Source organism: Roseobacter sp. MH60115 (genome assembly GCF_015644665.1).
Lineage (GTDB): Bacteria > Pseudomonadota > Alphaproteobacteria > Rhodobacterales > Rhodobacteraceae > Roseobacter.
In genome coordinates this window covers 69,295-87,678 of the sequence record NZ_JADOBQ010000001.1, presented here as the reverse complement: position 1 = coordinate 87,678, position 18,384 = coordinate 69,295, and the positions used below count along the sequence as shown (strand labels likewise).

General features: G+C 60.7%; 16 protein-coding genes. 5 read left to right on the top strand and 11 right to left on the bottom strand.

Annotated elements, in window-relative coordinates; genetic code table 11:
* Positions 1-77 precede the first annotated feature (77 nt).
* From ISX84_RS00345 to ISX84_RS00330, 4 genes are all read right to left on the bottom strand, one after another.
* Complete coding sequence (locus tag ISX84_RS00345) at positions 78-689, bottom strand: endonuclease III domain-containing protein (protein ID WP_195818335.1); 612 nt, start codon at positions 687-689, stop codon at positions 78-80.
* Between the two features lie 235 nt (positions 690-924).
* Positions 925-2,163 (bottom strand): NAD(P)/FAD-dependent oxidoreductase, encoded by a 1,239-nt coding sequence (locus ISX84_RS00340; protein ID WP_195818334.1) that lies wholly within the window; start codon positions 2,161-2,163, stop codon positions 925-927.
* Entirely contained in the window at positions 2,164-4,377 is a 2,214-nt protein-coding gene (locus ISX84_RS00335) for a TRAP transporter permease (protein ID WP_195818333.1), read from the bottom strand.
* Positions 4,378-4,474: 97 nt separating this feature from the next.
* A complete protein-coding gene (locus tag ISX84_RS00330) occupies positions 4,475-5,485 on the bottom strand; it encodes a TAXI family TRAP transporter solute-binding subunit (RefSeq protein ID WP_195818332.1) in 1,011 nt (336 codons plus the stop codon).
* 107 nt (positions 5,486-5,592) lie between these two features.
* On the opposite strand from ISX84_RS00330, the gene ISX84_RS00325 reads away from it, so the two are divergent.
* Positions 5,593-6,546, top strand: a complete 954-nt coding sequence (locus ISX84_RS00325) for a LysR substrate-binding domain-containing protein (RefSeq protein ID WP_326838679.1) — start codon at positions 5,593-5,595, stop codon at positions 6,544-6,546.
* A 44-nt stretch (positions 6,547-6,590) separates the two neighbouring features.
* Here ISX84_RS00325 and ISX84_RS00320 read toward each other — a convergent pair whose 3' ends face one another.
* The 4 genes from ISX84_RS00320 to ISX84_RS00305 all read right to left on the bottom strand — a co-directional run bounded on the left by ISX84_RS00320 (position 6,591) and on the right by ISX84_RS00305 (position 10,306).
* A complete protein-coding gene (locus ISX84_RS00320; protein WP_195818330.1) occupies positions 6,591-7,871 on the bottom strand; it encodes a TRAP transporter large permease in 1,281 nt (426 codons plus the stop codon).
* Positions 7,872-7,879: 8 nt separating this feature from the next.
* On the bottom strand, positions 7,880-8,392 hold the full coding sequence (locus ISX84_RS00315; RefSeq protein ID WP_195818329.1) for a TRAP transporter small permease: 513 nt from the start codon (positions 8,390-8,392) through the stop codon (positions 7,880-7,882).
* A gap of 66 nt (positions 8,393-8,458) precedes the next feature.
* Positions 8,459-9,436 carry a TRAP transporter substrate-binding protein gene (locus tag ISX84_RS00310; RefSeq protein WP_195818328.1) on the bottom strand — a complete coding sequence of 326 codons (978 nt, stop codon included), beginning with the start codon at positions 9,434-9,436 and terminating at the stop codon, positions 8,459-8,461.
* An 87-nt stretch (positions 9,437-9,523) separates the two neighbouring features.
* Positions 9,524-10,306 carry an SDR family NAD(P)-dependent oxidoreductase gene (locus ISX84_RS00305; protein WP_229884024.1) on the bottom strand — a complete coding sequence of 261 codons (783 nt, stop codon included), beginning with the start codon at positions 10,304-10,306 and terminating at the stop codon, positions 9,524-9,526.
* 200 nt (positions 10,307-10,506) lie between these two features.
* Between ISX84_RS00305 and ISX84_RS00300 the strand changes: the two genes are divergently transcribed.
* The 3 genes from ISX84_RS00300 (at position 10,507) to ISX84_RS00290 (ending at position 13,217) form a co-directional block, all read left to right on the top strand.
* Positions 10,507-11,187 (top strand): GntR family transcriptional regulator, encoded by a 681-nt coding sequence (locus ISX84_RS00300; RefSeq protein WP_195818327.1) that lies wholly within the window; start codon positions 10,507-10,509, stop codon positions 11,185-11,187.
* A 264-nt stretch (positions 11,188-11,451) separates the two neighbouring features.
* Complete coding sequence (locus tag ISX84_RS00295; protein WP_195818326.1) at positions 11,452-12,354, top strand: NAD(P)-dependent oxidoreductase; 903 nt, start codon at positions 11,452-11,454, stop codon at positions 12,352-12,354.
* Complete coding sequence (locus tag ISX84_RS00290; RefSeq protein ID WP_195818325.1) at positions 12,351-13,217, top strand: sugar phosphate isomerase/epimerase family protein; 867 nt, start codon at positions 12,351-12,353, stop codon at positions 13,215-13,217. Before ISX84_RS00295 ends, ISX84_RS00290 begins: the two co-directional genes overlap by 4 nt.
* Before the next feature lie 129 nt (positions 13,218-13,346).
* Here ISX84_RS00290 and katG read toward each other — a convergent pair whose 3' ends face one another.
* The gene (gene katG / locus ISX84_RS00285) at positions 13,347-15,527 is read right to left on the bottom strand and encodes a catalase/peroxidase HPI (RefSeq protein WP_195818324.1); all 2,181 of its coding nucleotides are present in this window, start codon (positions 15,525-15,527) and stop codon (positions 13,347-13,349) included.
* 128 nt (positions 15,528-15,655) lie between these two features.
* On the opposite strand from katG, the gene ISX84_RS00280 reads away from it, so the two are divergent.
* On the top strand, positions 15,656-16,546 hold the full coding sequence (locus ISX84_RS00280) for a hydrogen peroxide-inducible genes activator (RefSeq protein ID WP_195818323.1): 891 nt from the start codon (positions 15,656-15,658) through the stop codon (positions 16,544-16,546).
* On the opposite strand, the gene iolG is transcribed toward ISX84_RS00280, so the two are convergent.
* Together iolG and ISX84_RS00270 are read right to left on the bottom strand one after the other, a co-directional pair.
* Positions 16,543-17,529, bottom strand: a complete 987-nt coding sequence (gene iolG / locus ISX84_RS00275) for an inositol 2-dehydrogenase (RefSeq protein ID WP_195818322.1) — start codon at positions 17,527-17,529, stop codon at positions 16,543-16,545. The two genes, ISX84_RS00280 and iolG, sit on opposite strands and share 4 nt — an antisense overlap.
* The gene (locus tag ISX84_RS00270; RefSeq protein WP_195818321.1) at positions 17,523-18,362 is read right to left on the bottom strand and encodes a class II fructose-bisphosphate aldolase; all 840 of its coding nucleotides are present in this window, start codon (positions 18,360-18,362) and stop codon (positions 17,523-17,525) included. Before ISX84_RS00270 ends, iolG begins: the two co-directional genes overlap by 7 nt.
* Positions 18,363-18,384: the final 22 nt, after the last annotated feature.

The window sequence follows — 18,384 nt, the reverse complement described above, 5'->3', positions numbered from 1 at the left end:
CATCAGCCTGTCCGGCGTTTTCCCTTCCCACCGCCCTACCGGTGAACACCTCACAGCGGGCTGATCCGACCAAACGCTTAGACCCGCCGGGTCGCGCGGTAGGTATCGCATAGGTCTGCAAGACAGCAGCCGTGACACGTCGGCCATCTTGTCGGACATTGACGTTGCCCATGACGCTTTATCAATTGGTGATGGCTGTCTACGTTCGGCGCGCCCCATTGTTGCGGCAACAAGGGCGACAGCTGCTCGAACGCCTCAACCGTCCCCGCACGCTGACGGATCAAACCAAGGCGACGGGCAACCCGCAGGTGATGCGTGTCAATCACAAGGGCCGGTTTGCGAAGGGTGCTGAAGTTCAACACCGTCGCCGCCGTTTTCCGACCAACGCCGGGCAGTTTTTCCAGCCAGTTCAGCGACGCGCTCACCGACATTGGTTTGAGCAGATCAAGCGTCAGGGCGCCTTGGCTGGCGGTCACCATCTGAAGGGCTGACTTGAGCCTGCGCGCCTTCACCTCCGCAAAGGTCACAGGCGCAATCAGATGCCTGATCTCCTGCACCGGGGCATCCCGCAGGCTTTCCCAATCACGAAACCGTCCTTTGAGCGCGCGAAAGACGGATGTCGAAATATCTCCCCGCGTCTTGCCCCCGATAAGCCCCATGACAAGCTGTGAGACCGGGTCCAGCAACACGTGAGGGCCTTGAGGACCGTACTGCGTGCGCAGGCGTCGATGGATGGACAGCAGGCGGTCTTCTCGATCATCTGGAATCAAGGATAGCTGCATGTTCTGCAGTTTACCAAAGATAGAACAAAGCATGAACTAAATTCTTGCCTGACGAGAAGTCCTGCCTATTGCCTGCGACCAAATCAGTGGGTTAGAAACATGAAAAGAAAGGTTGAATTCGCCTTGTCCACGCAGGGCAACGTCACAAGAAGCGTTCAGCCCCCAATGCCGTGACATCTGCATTTGACGCCCGACCGATCACCATATCCGCCAGCAAATCACCCGATTTCGGCGCCATCATCAAGCCGTAGTGCGAATGTCCAAAATTCAGAAACAACCCTTGTTTCTCCGGCGCTTCGCCCAACACCGGCAGGCTGTCGGGAAAGGACGGACGGCGCCCCATCCAGAAGCTTTCCACACCCGTGTTCAGGTCTGGAAAGGCGGCTTTCGCCAGCTTGCGCAACTGCCCGCGTTTTCGGTCATCAGGTGGGGCGTCAACCGGTGCGAATTCGGCTTGCCCTGCGATCCGGACACCTGCCTCCATACTGCTGGCAACCAGTTTCGCATCGACATCCATCACCGAGTTCCGGATCTCGATCCCCGGCTGCGCGAATTCCAGATGGTAGCCGCGCTCGGCCATCAGCGGCATCCGAAGACCGAGGGGTGCCAAGAGGTTGGCACTCCACGCGCCCATTGCCACGACGACCCGAGCGGCAGCATGTGTGCCGCCATCACAGACAATCTGCCAGGCACCGTCCGTCCTGTTCAGTTTGCGAATGTTGTCCGTAATGAAATCAACCCCAAGGCCCCGGGTCTTTTCTGCAAGCACACGCCCGATACGTCCGGGAGAGAGCGCGCGCGCCTGATCGTGGATCAAAACCGCCGCGTTGAAGGCAGGCCCGAGCGCCGGTTCGGTGGCCTGCAGCGCCTCCAATCCCACCAATTCAAGGTTGGCCCCTTTCTCCTGCCGGATCGCGTAGTCGAGAGACGTGAGGGTGGCCCGGCTCCCGTCTCTGAACGCATGTACGTAAATGCTGTCCTTGATGAGGCTTTCCGCGCCCGTCCCCTGCAGGTGCCGTCGGTAGAGATCAATAGAGGGCGCGCAGAGCACCTCCATGACATCCGCCGTTGCCCGCGCCCGGGCTTCGCTGGCCTGCCGCAGGAACCGCAAGCCCCAAGGGATCATTTTCGGCCATGCAGCAGCCCGGATCGAGAGCGGTGCCGCCTGCCCGAACATCAACTGCGGAATTTGCCGCCACACCCCGGGCATGGATTGCGGAATGACCGACCAGGGCGAGATAATGCCAGCGTTGCCAAAAGAGGTCTCCTGCCCAGGCTCCCCGCGATCAATGATGCGCACCGCGACGCCGCGCTCCGCGAGAGAGAGCGCCGTGCAGATACCGATGATACCTGCACCCAGAATGATGACCGGTTGATCCATTCAGCTTGCCGCTTTCACTCCACGCCGCGCCATCAGTTGCGTGACGATGACAGGCGAGGCGACCACCAGCGCCACCAAATCGGCCTGCAACGACGGTGCGATGAAAATCAGCCCGGCAATGGCCAGCAACCAGCGAAACGCGATGTTCACCGGGGCCAGCCAGTAGCCCACGACGGCGGAAGACAAGGCGATCACCCCCGCAATGCAACTGGCCGCCGTATAGGTGAACTCCCAAAGGTCGAAACCGGTCGACGAGACAAAGAGCAGCACCGGCGCATAGACGAATGCCATGGGCGCCACCACCTTGCCCAACCCAAGGGTGAAGGCGGAAATCCCCGTGCGGAACGGGTTGGAATTCGCGATGGCTGCGGCGGCGTAGGCCGAGGTGCAGACCGGCGGCGTGATTTCAGCGACAACGCCGTAGTAGAGCACGAACATATGGCTCGCGATGGGAGGAACGCCCAGTTGCGCCAGCGCAGGCTGCGCCACGGACACAAGCATGATGTAGAGCGCGGTTGTCGGCACCCCTGCCCCCATCAGGATGCAGGCCAGTGCGATAAAGACCAGGCTGATGAAGAGCGTCAGGTCTTCGACGGAGAACAATTCATAGGCCCCAAAGGTAAAGAGCCACGCGATGTCATTGCCCAGATTTGAAGCGGCCTGCGTCACCATGAAGCCAATGCGGAACCCCACGCCGGTGGTGTTGATCACACCGATCACGATCCCAACGGCGGCCGAGGCCGCACCCACGGCCAGCGCGTATTTCACGCCCGTCTCGAAGGTGTCGCCCATCTCCTGCAGGGAAATGCGACACTGGGGATTGAGCGTGGCCACGACTGCACCGAGAATGAGGATGGCGGACATGGGGATATCAAAGCCACCGCCGCCCTGTTTCCAGAGGACGAAGCCGATGAAAGCTGCGGCGTAGATCAGCGTCACTGGCTCCTTCACACGGCTCATGCCCGCGATGATCGCCAGCGAGATGCCGCAGAAGGCCGACATATAGGGCGTATAGCCGGAAAACAGCACCACCAGCAGGCCGACCAGCGGCACGATATTTGCCCAGCCGTCGCGCCAGACCGCGCGCAGGTTCGGCAGCGCGTCTTTGGTCAGCCCCTGCAGGCCCAACTTGCGCGCCATCAGATGCACAACGGTGAACACGCCGACGTAGTGCAACAGCGCCGGGAAGATCGCGGCAATAACGATGGTGGTGTAGGGAAGCTCCAGGAACTCCGCCATAATGAAGGCCGCAGCACCCATGATCGGCGGGGTGATCTGGCCACCGGCGGAGGCGGCGGCCTCGACGCCGCCAGCAAAGTGCCCGGGATAGCCCAGCCGTTTCATGTTCGGGATCGTCAGCGCGCCCGTTGAAACCGTATTGGCCACCGATGAGCCGGAAATCGTCCCAAAGAAGGCCGATGACACAACGGACACTTTGGCGGGCCCGCCCGTGTAGCGGCCCGCGAGGATGGTCGCATTGTCGATGAAAAGCTGCCCCAGCCCGGTGCGCTGCGCGATCACGCCGAACAGCACGAAGTGAAAGACGATTGTAGAGACAACCCAGAGCGTAACACCAAAGATGCCTTCCTGCGGGAAGTACATCGAGGAAACGAAGGTGTTGAACTTGACGCCCGGGTGTTGGAGCAGGCCGGGAAAATACGGGCCAAGCAGCGCGTAGGAAATGAAGATGCTGATGATGAAGGGCAGTATCCACCCCAGCGTCCGCCGCGCGATATCGAGGACCAGCACGATCAGGATGCAGCCAAACAGCAGGTCGTAACCGTTTGGATTGCCCATGCGAAAGGTCATTTCCTCCACGCCCAGCACCCCGATCCCGCGCCAGGCCAACCCCAGATACAGGGCAGAGGCGACGCCCAGAACCATCAGAATGATGTCGAGATAGGGCACCCCCCCAAGGCGCAGCGCGCCGGTGTTGAGGTCAAAGGAGGTTGGGGTTTTGACCATCGGATAGAGCGCATAGGTCAGGATGAAGAGCCCCGACAGATGCCAGCCCATGTGCCAGTAGTCCGGTGGCAGGGCGAAACCGGCCGTCAGATAGTGATAGACCGCAAAGGTCAGCGCCACATAGCGCAGGACCTTGCCAAAGGCCGGTGTGACCGAGCGCGTGGCGGCGCCCTCATCGTATTTCTCTTCAATGGCGGCCAGTTCTGCTTGGGAAAGGTCGCGCACGGCTTCGGACTGCTGATCGCTCATCTGGCGTCCCCTGTCGTCATGTGGTGCAGGTCATCCATCGGGCGGCGGACAGGTGTCGCCCGCCGCCCGTGCTCTGGTAAGGCTGGAAGAGGAGACCTTACTTCAGAAGTCCGGCTTCCCGGTAGAACTTCTCGGCGCCTGCGTGCAGCGGCACACCAAGTGCGGCGATGCCATCAAGCGCCGTATCCGGCGTGATCTGCTTGCCCTTGGCATGACCATTGTCGAGAAGTTTGCGCGTGTTGTCGTTCCACATCGCCTTGGTGATGCCATAGACCAGTTCTTCCGAAAGATCCGAGGACACGATCAGCAAGGCGGAGACCGCCGGCGTTTTCACGTCGTAATCCACGCCCTCATAGACACCAGCGGGGATTTTCGACGGGATGTAGGCCGGAATGATCTCGTTGATCTTGGCCAGATCTTCGTCGCTGAAGCTGTGCAGCTCCATGCCCTTGGTCGTGGAGAGCTGCACCATCGCGGAGACCGGCCAGCCTGCGGCGTAGAAATAGGCGTCAAGCTGCCCGTCCGCCAGACGTTCGGCGGACTGGCTGTTGTTCAGTTCTGCCTCGTCCATGTTGTCGCGGGTCACGCCCCATTCTGCCAGCATCTGCTCCACGGCAACCTGGGTGCCGGATCCGGCCTGAGCAATACCAACCCGTTTGCCCGCCAGATCAGCCAGCCCGCCTAGCGAGGCGCCTTTTGGCATCACAAGATGCAGGTCTTCGGGGAAGAGGTTGGCGACGATCCGCAGTTTCGGATGCGGTTTGCCGTCGAACTTGCCTTCACCCAGATACATCGACCGGGTAACATCCGCGGCGGCAAGACCGGCTTCCAACTCGCCATTTTCCACCGCCGTGTTGTTGAACACGGATGCTGTCGTCGATTGCGCAATTGCGATCAGACCGGGCACGCCGCATTGGCCACCCTCATCGCAGGCGCGCGATCCCGGAGGCGCGGAAATGCCGTTGGCGATTGTGCCCCCGATGGGGAAATAGGTGCCCCCCGCACTGCCGGTCCCGATCCGAAAGAACGTCGGATCCTGGGCGACCGCCGTTCCGGCTGCCAGGGTCGTTGCGAGGGCAACGCCCGTAAGCTTTGAAAATACCTTCATTACATTCTCCCATGTAGCTGACTTCTAAAACGAGTCATGCAGGGCAGCGTAGCCAATCCAAAAATAAAGGCAAATTTGAATATCTTTTCTTTCCATAGATTTTGATTATGTATTTCCTCATGAATATTTCACAGATCTCAGCCTTTCAGGCAGTCATGACATCGGCCTCACTCTCGGATGCGGCCAAGAAACTCGGTCGGACGCAGCCCGCCGTCAGCGCCGCCATCAAGACGCTGGAAGACCAGCTGGGCCTGCAGCTCTTTGATCGGCAGGGGCGCAAGCTGGTCCCGGTGCCGGAGGCGCACTACCTGCTGACCGAAACCGATGCGATCCTGAGCCAGTTGTCCCGCGTCCGCCAGACCATGCGCAGCCTTGTGGACGGGCAAACCGGCAATCTGAGCGTCGCCGCCATGCCGGGGCCTGTCTCTGTCCTGTTTCCCCGGTTTATTGCCACCCAGATCAAAGGGGATGCGGGCATCACCGTGTCGATCCTTGCGCGCAGTTCGAACCAGATCGCCGAGCTTGCCCGCGCGCAGAATATCGACTTTGGATTTGCCGATGCGCCGCAAAACACCGAAGCACAAACACTCTACGACGCCGAGTTCATCGCGGCGGATTGTTTTCTGGCCACGCCCGCAGATCACCCGCTGGCGGCGCGGGATGTCGTCTCGCTGTCAGATCTTGATGACGAACCAATGGGCTGTCTACAGGCCAATCACGCCCACCAGCAGGACCTGCAAGACATGTTCAGGGCACGTGATCTGACCTTTCGAACCATGGTGGAGAGCCAGACCTTCCTGCCCATCCTTCAATTTGTCTCCGCCGGGCAATGCTGTTCAATTCTGGACCCGCTCACCGTGGTACATGTGAAAACCGCAGGGGCGATGACAGAGCACATTCAGGTGCGCCCGCTCGCTGAAAAAATCCGCTATCGCTATGCCATTATCGCGCCGCGCTACCGGCCTGCATCCGTGCTGGCAAATAAGATGCGCGATGCCTGGCGTCAGGAAGTCATGACACTGCTGAGCGACGTCGGATCAGACCCGTGCATGGAGATATAGCGCTAACCCTGACAAGAGCAGCCCCCGATCGCCACTGACAAACGTCACCCCAGGATGGATGGCAGGGTCATCGACACCGCCGGAAAGAATGTCGTCAGCATCAGCGCCACGAGGATCGCAAAGTAGAAGGGCCAGATCGTACGCACGGCCACCTCCATCGGCAGCTTGCCGACGGCGCAGCCGACAAAAAGGCAGGACCCGACAGGCGGGGTACACAGACCAAGCCCGAGGTTCATCATCAGGATCATGCCAAACTGCAGCGGGTCAATCCCTAGGCTGTGGGCCACCGGCAGGAAAATAGGTGTGCAGATCAGGATCAGCGCCGCCATATCCATGATCATGCCCAGCACAAGCAGGGACAGGTTGACCAGCAACAGGATGATGATCGGGTTGTCGGTCAGTGCCGTCAGGAAATCCACCGTCTGCGTCGGCACGCGGAAGAAGGTCAGCATATAAGCGAAAGCGCCCGCGCAGGCGATCAGGATCATCACCATCGCCGTGGTGCGTACCGCCTGCAAGACGGCGATGCAGAAGTTGTCCCATGTGATCGTGCGGTAGACCAGCAAGGTGATGACAAAGGCGTAGATCGCGCCGAAGGCACCGGATTCGGTCACCGTGAAGACGCCTGACAAAACGCCACCGACGATGATCACGGCGGTGAACAGACCGGGCAGCGCAAAGATGAAACTCAACGCCAGGGCGGTCCAGCCGGGAAAGGTTTCCGCCGCATATCCGCGCCGCACGGCGACCACATAGGCGGCCAGGGCAAGGCAGATACACATCAGGATGCCCGGCACCACACCTGCCAGAAACAGTTTGGAGATCGAAATGCCGCCGCCCGCCGCCACGGCGAAAATGATCATATTGTGGCTGGGCGGGATCATGATGCCCGCGATGGAGGAGGTGACCGTAACGTTCACCGCGTAATCCGTGTCGTAGCCCTTTTCCTTCATCACCGGGATCAGGATTGAGCCCAAGGCGGAGATATCGGCCACGGCAGAGCCGGAAATGCCGCCGAAAAGCATGGAACTGAAGACATTCACAATGCCCAGCCCTCCTCTGACGGCGCCAACTGCGGCGGAGGCGAACCGCACCAGTCGGATGGCGATGCCCCCATGGAACATCAATTCGCCCGCGAAGATGAAAAACGGGATGGCCAGCAGGGAAAAGACATTGATGCCGGAGACAATGCGCTGAAACCCGATCATCAGCGGCAGACCCTCCCACCAGAAGGCGGCGATGGCCGAAATGCCCAGAGCAAAGGCGACAGGCGCGCCGATGAGAACACAGAAGGCAAAGATGCCAAGCAGAATGGTAAGTCCCATCAACGCGCCTATTCAATCGTGTCTTTGCGGAGATCTGCGCCGCGCAGGATGCGCGTCAGATGTCCCAGAGAGAAGAGAAAAATCAAACCGCCCGACAGGGTCAGCGGCAAGGACCGTAAGCCTTCTGGCAATTGCAGCATCGGGATCAATGACCCCCACTTGAAGAGGGTAAGCTGCGCGCCATACCACGCCATCAGCAGACCAAACCCGCCCATGATGCAATCCGTCATCACGGCCAGCACCTGCCGGATTTTGCGCGGCACAGAGGTGCGCAGAATGGTGACGGAGAGATGTGTATTCTCATGGATGCCGACGGCAGCGCCCAGAAAGGCGATGATCATAACCAGCAGAAACGCCACCTGCTCGACCCAGGTCGGCGTGGCGTTCAGCACGTAGCGGCCAAAAACCAGCCAGCCGAAGATCACGGTCAGCGTCACAAGCGCGATGCCAGTGACGAGTTTGCAGGCGTGGCTCAAACGATCCAGGGCCGCGTCAAACTGGGCCCATTTTTGGCGCGACATCTCGATGATCCCCCCCGTGCTTTCCCCGCCCGGCAGCAATGCGCCGGGCGGGGAAGTCTGTTTCTCTTATTCGGTGGTCTGGATCAGTTCGACCAGGCCGCGCAGGTCGGGATTGGCCTCGAGATAGGCTTCATAGACCGACGCCATGGCTTCCTGAAAGGGAACCTTGTTCGAGATTTCGTTGAACTTGACCCCGGCTGCCATGACCTTTTCCTGGCTGGCGGCTTCGCGTTCCTTCCAAAGCTGACGCTGAAGCAAGGCAGCTTCTTGTGCAGCGTCCTTGACCGCCGCCTTCATGTCGTCGGACAGGCCATCGTACACGGCCGTGTTGATGCACAGACACTCGGGAATGATCAGGTGCTGGCTGAGCGAATAGTAGCCCGCCACCTCGAAATGCCCCGTGGCCTCATAGGACGGCCAGTTATTTTCGGCGCCATCAACAACCCCGGTTTTCAGCGCCTGATACACCTCACCAAAGGCCATCGGCGACGGGTTACCGCCAAGTGCCGAAATCATGCCCGTGAAGAGATCATTGTTCATCACACGAACCTTGAGGCCGGTCACATCCGCCGGTGTCTGGATCGGTTTCTGGCTGTAGAAGGACCGTGCGCCCGCATCGAACCACGACAGCGGTACGAGACCTTTTTCGGCCATGCCTGCCGCAATCGCTTCGCCGCCCTCGCTTTCAAGAACGCGGAACATGTGGTCCACGTCCTTGAAGATGAACGGCAGGGAGACGACATTGGCGGACGGCGCAATCGGGCCGATCGGACCAAGGTTGAAGTTGCCGATTTCCAGCCCGCCGATGCGCACCTGCTCGATCCCGTCAGGTTGGTTGCCCAGCGTGCCGCCGTGGAACATCTGCAGCGTGATCTCGCCGCCGGTCTTCTCCTCCAGAAGTTCCGCGAATTTATCCATCGCGACGGTGTTCGGATAGCCATCCGTGTGGATGTTCCAGCCCCGCCAGTTCTCTGCCTGTGCGGCAGTGGCCATCAGGCCGATAAGGCCCAGCGTGCCCATGGTTTTGGTCAAGCGCGTAAACATATATCTTTTCCTCCCTATTGCGCGTGATCGGTCTTTGGTCGTTTGCGGCGCCCCTCCCGGGCGGACGCGGCCTCTGCCGCGCCTGCGTTATGAGAACAGCGTTCCGCCGTTGATGTCGATGTTCGCGCCGGTGATGAAGGCCGCCTCTTCCGAGGCCAGATAGGCCACGAGGTTGGCCACATCCTCCGGCGCACCCTCGCGTTTCAGGGGCGTTACGTTGGCCACGTGGCTGCGCACCTCGGGCTTGGTAAAAACATTGTGGAAATCGGTGTCGATCATGCCAGGGCAAATGGAGTTTACCCGGATGTCGGGTCCAAGCTCCTTTGCCAGCCCGCGGGTCATTGTCATCACGGCGCCTTTGGCCGCGCCATAAGCAACAGCGCCCGGACCACCCCCGTCGCGTCCGGCCTGACTGGCCAGCCCGATGATCGAGCCGCCGCGCCCCATGTGGGGCAGCACCGCCTTGACCGCATGAAAGAAGGAGGTGGCATTCAGGTTCATCACCCGGTGCCAGTGGTCGATATCCATTTCCGGAATCGCCTTGCGGGCAACCAGGCCGCCGGTCACATGCACAAGGATATCGATACCATCCCCAAAGGCCTCCCGGGTCTCGGCGACCAGCGCGCTGACGTCTTCTTCCCGCGTCATATCTCCTTGCAGCGCGATGGCTTTGCCACCCGTGGCTTTGATGTCCCGGGCTGCGCTATCTGCCCCTTCGGACGAGCTGTGGTAGTTGATGGCAACGGACGCCCCCGCCGCAGCAAGACGCAGCACACATGCCCGACCAATATCCCGCCCACCACCCGTGACGATGGCCGTTTTGCCAGTCAAATTCCGGGAGCTGGTGGGGGATGTCTCGGGCATATTCATTGCAGTTTTCCAACATACACAGGATCTATATGCAGACTAGTATACCAGTTTTTCAAACCGGTCAAACACGAATTCTTTCGCATCTGCAGCATAAAACTATGTAAATATGCTGAATTTCACCTAAATCAGTCATAGTATATGCCTTTTATCTCCGAAACTGGTATGGTAAATAGTTGTTCAGACGACAAAGGAACAACGGTTTGCAAAATCCAACAACCGCGGAACGGCGGACCAGCGCAGATGAGGTCTTTGATTTTCTATACGGTCAGATTTCCGCGCTGAAGCTCATGCCCGGCACACGTATCTCGGAAGTTGAAATTGCCAAACGCTTTGACATGTCACGGCAGCCGGTCCGCGAAGCCTTTATCCGCCTGGCAAATCAGAACCTGATCCAGATCCGCCCGCAGAAAGCGACGATTGTCAGAGGCTTCTCTTACGAGGCGATCCAGCGGTCGCGCTTCATTCGCCTCGCCGTGGAATGCGAAATCATCCGCCGCGCCTGTGCCGACGCGGATGACGCGGACCTCAAGCGCCTGCACCGGAGCCTGGAGCAGCAGGCAGACGCCGTTGCGCGGAATGACATCGAGCGCTTCCACGCGTTGGACTACGAGTTTCACAAGATGCTCTGCGCCGCTGCACGGTGCACCTTTGCCTTCAAGACCATCACGGAAAACAAATCCATGGTGGACCGTCTCTGCCTGTTGAGCCTGACGCAGGCGACGGAAATGGACAAGCTGCTGGCCGACCACCGCGAGATTATCGACCATCTGGAGGCCCGTGATGAGGATGGTGCCGTGACGTCGATACGGATGCATCTGTCCCGGCTGGACGATGTGATCACCAGCATCCGGAAATCGCATGCCGCCTATTTTGAAGATTGAGCGCAAACCGCCAAATGCCTGCCCCACATGTTGCGACAGAGCTCCCAGCAGGATTTCGCCACCCAGCGGACGGGCGCAGCGCTTGCTTGCAAAATCAGGGCTTCCGAGGCTAGCTCTAAGAACCTAACCGGGCAACGGGGTGTCTTCCGGACTCGCCCGACGTCACTATGACGCGTGAAATCCCCGTGAAACCGGCCCCTCTGCAGGGGGCTTTTTCGAACGCCGCATCAGTATTTGGACGCGGAAAAAACGGGAGTTTTTCGCATGAAAACCACGGGCGTCATCGGCATTGGCGACATGGGCAGCGGGCTTGCAAAGAACCTGCTGAAGAATGGATTTTCGGTCACGGGGATCGACCCGGTCAAAGATCGGATGAACGCCTTCACCGATATGGGCGGGGTCGCTGCGGCATCGGTTGCGGAGGTGGCCCGGGCTGCGGAGGCGGTTTTTGTCATGGTCATGAGCGGCAATCAGGCCAAGTCGGTCATCCTGGGGGCGGACGGTCTGGCGGCCCATCTCAGGCCTGGCAGCGCCATTCTGCTCAGCGCCACGATCAAGCCGCATGAGGCGCGCGAGATCGGGCAGGAAATGTCGGGATCGGGCGTGCATCTGATAGATACGCCGGTCTCCGGGGGATTTCCGGGTGCGCAAGGCGGCACGCTGACGATGATGGCTGCAGCGCCTGATGCGGTGCTGGAGGAGTTTGCCCCGGTCATGCAGGCGGTCTCGGCCAACATACACCGCGTCGGCACCCGACCTGGGGACGGCCAGACAATCAAGGCCTGCCTGCAATCCCTGATCGGCGCACAGTTTGCGGCAACCTTCGAAGCGGCAGCACTGGCGGCCAAGGCGGGCGTGCCGGGTCAAGTGCTGTTGGATGTCTTCTCGACCTCCTCGGCGGGCTGCGGCGTCGTGAACAACGCGCTGGAAAAGATCATTGATCGTCAGTTCGAAGGCACCGGCAGCCACATCAACACGATGCACAAGGATCTGACCATCTCGATGGGCTTGGGAGAGGAACTGGGCGTGCCGCTGCACACGGCAAGTGCCGCCATGCAGATTTTCCATGCAGGGCGCACCCGGTATCCCGATGGCGACAACTGGGTCTGCACGCGCGTGATCGAAGAGATCGTTGGCGCCGAACTTCACCGACAGGCCAAACCATGAAGCTTGGGGTGATCTGCGACGGCATCAGCAGGGATCTACGCCATGCGGTGAATGTCATGGATGAGTTTGGGCTCGACTATGCGGAACTGCAATTTGTCGGTGACACGGAAGTGGGCGATCACACCGCTGCCGAGGTGCGCGATATTGATGCCCTGCTGCGGGATCGCGGCAAACCGGTCTCCTGCCTATCGCGGCATATCTTTGCGGGCATGTCGGCCGAGAACCGCGCCGGAGACGCGCTTCACACCCGGCATATGGACGCGCTGAAGCGGGTGATCGAGATGGCCCATGTGGTCGGCGCCCCGCTGGTGCGGATCATGACCCAGCGCAAGGAGCAGATCCTCTGGGGCCACAATGGCGCGGAGAAATGGAATGTGGCGCATGGCGTCTGGGACAGCATGCCCCCGTTGATCGCGCCCGCGGTGGAGCTGGCGCGTGCGGAAGGGGTGACGCTGGTGGTCGAGACCGGCAACGGCACGCTGGTCAATTCAAATTACACCGCGCGCAAATTGATCGACGCACTCGACGCCAGAGACGCGCTCAAGGTGCTTTGGGATCCCGGCAACAACTGCTGGTGCCATGAGGTCGCCTATCCCGATGGCTATGCGGAGGTGAAAGACGGCTATCTGGGGCATGTGCATATCAAGGACGTGCTGGTCGATACCCCGCGTGCAACCCTTGAAGTACGCAAGATGGGCGAAGGTCAGCTTGGCCCGCTCTTTCCACAGATCGCCGCCGCGCTCCGGGCGGACGGGTATGAGGGTGTGGTCTCATTTGAGAGCGTGTTTCATCCCGGCAACGGGGATTTCGAGGCGGGCTTTCGACAATGCATCGCGCATTTCAAAGAGGTATTCGGCGACTGATCCGCGCCGCAGGCAGGTGATCGCACCCACACGTGCCCTCTGCTGGCGCTGACGCATGCCTGACGTGTCAGCGCCCAACAAGATGCACCGCCTCACAGAGACGGCGCATCACGGTTTTCACATCGTCGATCAGTTCAGATCGAAGCGGTCCAGGTTCATCACCTTGGTCCAGGCGGACACGAAGTTTTCGACAAAGGCGTCTTTCGCATCATCCTGCGCATAGGCTTCGGCCAGGGCCCGCAATTGCGAGTTGGACCCGAACACCAGATCGACACGGGTGCCGGTCCATTTCACATCACCGCTGGCCAAATCGCGTGCTTCGTAGAGGCCCGGCGATCCCTCAACAGGCGCCCACGCGAGGTTCATGTCCAACAGATTGGTGAAGAAGTCCTGGGTCAACTGGCCGACGCGGTCGGTGAACACACCATGCGTGGCGCTATCCGCATTTGCCCCCAGAACACGCAGACCGCCCACCAGAACCGTCATCTCCGGCGCTGTCAGGGTCAGAAGCTGCGCGCGATCCACCAGCATTTCTTCGGCAGAGACCGAATACTCCTGCGGCTGATAATTGCGGAACCCATCAACGCGCGGCTCCAGCACAGCGAAGCCTTCCGGGTCTGTCTGTTCCTGCGTGGCGTCCACACGGCCCGGGGTGAAGGGCACGTCGATGTCGTGACCTGCCTCCTTGGCCGCCTTCTCGACCGCAGCGGAGCCCGCCAGCACGATCAGGTCAGCCATGGAAACAGATGCGGCAGACGCCGACTGAATGCCTTCGAGCACGGACAGCACCTTGGCCAACTGGTCAGGCTGGTTCACCTCCCAGTCTTTCTGCGGCGCAAGCCGGATGCGGGCACCGTTTGCGCCCCCGCGGAAGTCCGATCCGCGGTAGGTCGAGGCCGACGCCCAGGCCGTGGAGACCATTTCCGGGATCGTCAGATCGGACGCCAGAATTTGCGCCTTGAGGTCTGCGATATCCGCCGCCGTCAGAGGCCCGCCCGTCGCTTCGGGCAGCGGGTCCTGCCACAAGAACTCTTCTTGCGGCACTTCTTCACCGAGATACCGGGATTTCGGCCCCATATCGCGGTGAATGAGCTTGAACCACGCCTTGGCAAAGGCGTCGGCGAACTCTTGAGGATTGGCCATGAAGTGGCGCGAGATTTTCTCGTAGGCCGGGTCCACGCGCATCGCCATGTCTGCGGTGGTCATCATGATATGCGTCTTGCCCGCATTGTCGGCGGTCGGCGCCATATCCTCTTCCTTGAGGTTCTTGGCTTGCCACTGGTGCGCGCCTGCCGGGCTCTTGGTCAGCTCCCAGTCATACCCGAAAAGCACATCAAAGTAGGACATGTCCCAGGTTGTCGGTGTCGGCGTCCAGGCCCCTTCGATGCCACTGACGGTCGCATCGACGCCAAAGCCGCTGCCATGCGTGTTTTTCCAGCCCAGCCCCATCTGTTCGATGGGCGCGCCCTCTGGCTCTGCACCCACCAGACCGGCGTCACCTGCACCATGTGCCTTGCCGAAGGTATGACCGCCTGCTGTCAGCGCCACGGTTTCGTAGTCGTCCATCCCCATGCGGGCGAAGGTTTCACGAATATCGCGACCGGATGCGACCGGATCAGGATTGCCGTCCGGACCTTCCGGATTGACGTAAATCAGACCCATCTGCACCGCAGCCAGCGGGTTCTCCAGTTCCCGATCACCGGTGTAGCGCTTGTTGCCGAGCCACTCGTCTTCCGCACCCCAATAGATGTCCTCTTCGGGCTCCCAGACGTCTTCGCGGCCACCGCCGAACCCGAATGTTTTGAAGCCCATGGATTCCATCGCCACATTGCCGGTCAACACCAGCAGATCCGCCCAAGAAATCTGGTTGCCGTATTTCTGCTTGATCGGCCAGAGCAGGCGCCGCGCCTTGTCCAGACCACCGTTGTCCGGCCAGCTGTTCAGGGGCGCATAACGCTGCGACCCGGTGGAGGCGCCGCCCCGACCATCGCCGGTCCGGTAGGTGCCCGCCGCGTGCCAGGACATGCGCACGAACATGGGACCGTAATGCCCATAGTCCGCCGGCCACCACGGCTTGCTGTCCGTCATCAGCGCGGTCAGGTCTTTCTTGAGCGCCTGGTAGTCGAGGGATTTGAATTCTTCCGCGTAATCGACCGTGCCGCCAAAGGGGTCCGTTTGCGGGCTGCTTTGGTTCAGGATCTTGAGGTTCAACTGGTTTGGCCACCATTGCCGGTTGCCCTGCACTTCGTTCGTTGCATGAATGCTTGTGCCATGCATCACGGGGCATTTGCCTATATCGTTGCCGTCCATTGTATCTCCGATCGGGGTTGATGTGGGTTGAATTCCGGGTGCCACAGCGCGTGCGGTCGAGCAAAGGATAACAGAGTCGATTCATACATTGAATTTGAAAATTTTTATGACAGTAATAACTTTATCCTATGGAAAATTTTACGATCAAACAACTGCGATACTTTGAAGCCGTCGCCCTGCATGGGCATTTTGGGCGCGCGGCAGAAGCGTCTTCGATCTCCCAGCCTGCCATTTCCGTGCAAATCAAGGAGTTGGAGGAAACCCTTGGCCAACTGCTCTTTGAGCGGCATGCGCGTCACATCCGCCTGACCTCTTTCGGAGAGGAATTCGCCCAGCGGGTCCGGCCTATTCTACGCTCCATTGATGACCTTTCGGACCTCGCGCGCGCGTCCCACGACGGGCTGGTGGGCAAACTGCGGTTGGGCATCATCCCCACCATCGGACCCTACCTGTTGCCCCGGCTTGTTGCCGATCTGAATGGCGCCTATCCCAGACTTGATCTGCGCATTCGGGAGACGCAGACCGAAAACCTGATCTTCGATCTTCTCGGCGGTCAGCTGGATGTGGCACTCGTCGCCCTGCCGATCTCGGAGCCCGGCCTGACCGAGGTACCCTTGTTTGACGAAAGCTTTGTTCTGGTGCGCAGCCTGTCAGACGCAGAAAAGCCTGTGCCCAGCGGTGAAACCCTTAGCAGAATGCGCCTTTTGCTGCTGGAAGAAGGCCATTGCTTTCGCGATCAGGCGCTGGCCTTTTGTGGCACCCCATCAAACCTGCCGCGTGAGAGCATGGAGGGCAGTTCACTGTCGACACTGGTGCAGATGGTGGCCAGCGGCCTCGGTGTGACACTGATCCCCGAGATGGCGGTCGCGCTGGAGACCCGCTCGGCGGATGTCTCCGTTGCACATTTCAAGCGACCCGAGCCGACCCGCACCATTGGCATGGTCTGGCGCAAATCGACCCCGCTGGCCGATCAGTTGACCGATCTGGCAGGCCGGGTGAAGCAGACGGTCGTCAGTTAGACCTGCACGGGCTGGCCGGTCTCCCAGGAGTGGGTGGCGGCATCGGCCAGCATCTGGGCCCGCAACCCGTCGGTGATGCCGGGCGACAGGGCTTTGCCGTCACGAACGGCGGTCACGAAATGCTGCATCTCGGCAAGATAGGCGGCCTGGTAACGTTCGAGAAAGAAGTGCTTGGCCGGTGCGGTCGCAAAGCCCTGTGCCGTGGCAAGTTCGACCGTATGCTCCTGCACATTGGCGGCCCGCAACATGCCCGCAGCCCCATGCACTTCGATGCGTTGGTCATAGCCGTAGGTGGCGCGGCGGGAGTTGCTGATCTGGCAGATCTTGCCGCTTGGCGTCGTCAGCGTGACAGCGGCGGTGTCTGCGTCCCCGGCCTTGCCGATCTCCGGATCGACCAGTGCCGCCCCCACGGCGAAGACCGTTGTGGGTTCCTCGCCCAGCAGGAAGCGCGCCATGTCGAGATCGTGGATCATCATGTCCCGGAAAATGCCGCCGGAACTTTGTATATAGCTGACGGGCGGCGGCGACGGGTCACGCGAGAGGATCGTGATGATCTCGGCGTCCCCGATGTCCCCTGCGGCGAGACGCGCCTGCAGATGCGCGAAGTTCGGATCGAAACGACGGTTGAAGGCGGTCATAAAGGGCACCCCTGCCGCCTCTACCGCTGTAATGCAGTCGCGGATGCGGTCAGCGGACATGTCGATGGGCTTTTCGCAGAAGATCGCCTTGCCCGCTTTTGCCGCCGCGTGGATCAGGTCGTAATGCGTGTCCGTCGGGGTACCGATGACCACGGCGTCCACATCCGCGCTGGCAATGAGCGCGGCGCCGTCCAACACCTGTGCGCCGGTCTTTGCGGCAAGCGCTTCCGCGGCGGCGGGCACCGCGTCCGAGACAGCGCTGACCCGCACGCCATCGAGCCGGTCGATGGAGCCCGCGTGCACAACGCCGATGCGTCCGCAGCCCAGAAGCCCGATGTTCAGCATGGGTCATCTCCCTTGAAACCTTGAAGCACGGTGCGGGTAGCCGCGACCAGCGGATCGTGCGTGTCCTTGAGGATCTGTACGCGGTCAAAGCGGCTTGGATCGCTGTTCACCGCCGCCCGCAGAGCCTGTCCGAAGGCCATGCGCAATTCGGTCCCGATGTTGTATTTGCAGATCTTCGACGTTCGCGCGAGGTGCTGGCGCTGCGCCATGGGCACGCCGGAGCCGCCGTGAATGACGAGTGGCACCGGCGTGAGGGCTTCAATGGCGCGGATGCGCGGCTCATCGAGACCGCCCTCCTTGTTTTCCTGCAGATGTACGTTGCCGACGGAGATGGCCATGGCATCGACTTTCGTGTCACGCGCGAATTGCGCCGCTTCGTCAGGATCGGTGCCTGCGGAGCTTTCACCGTCGGCATATCCGACAAAGCCGATCTCGCCCTCGCAGGAGATGCCTGCGGCATGCGCCATCTCGGCGATGGCGGCGGTTTCATCGATGTTCTGTTGCAGCGGCAGACGGGAGCCGTCGAACATCAGTGAAGTGAAACCCGACTCCAGAGCCTCGCGGCACTCGTCTGCCGTATAGCCGTGGTCGAGGTGGGCCACGACGGGCACGCTGGAGCCTTCGGCAAGATACCGGAACATCTTCCCGAGCACCGGCAGAGGCGTGTGGTCTCGGCAGGAGGGGCCTGCTTGCAGGATCACAGGCACGTTTTCGGCTTCGGCGGCGGCAACATAGGCCCGCATATCCTCCCAGCCGAGGGTGACGAGGCCTGCGACGGCATGGCCCCGTTTCAGCGCGGGTTGCAGGACATCGGAGAGGGTGACGAGGGGCATGGCTAGACCTTGGAATGACGGG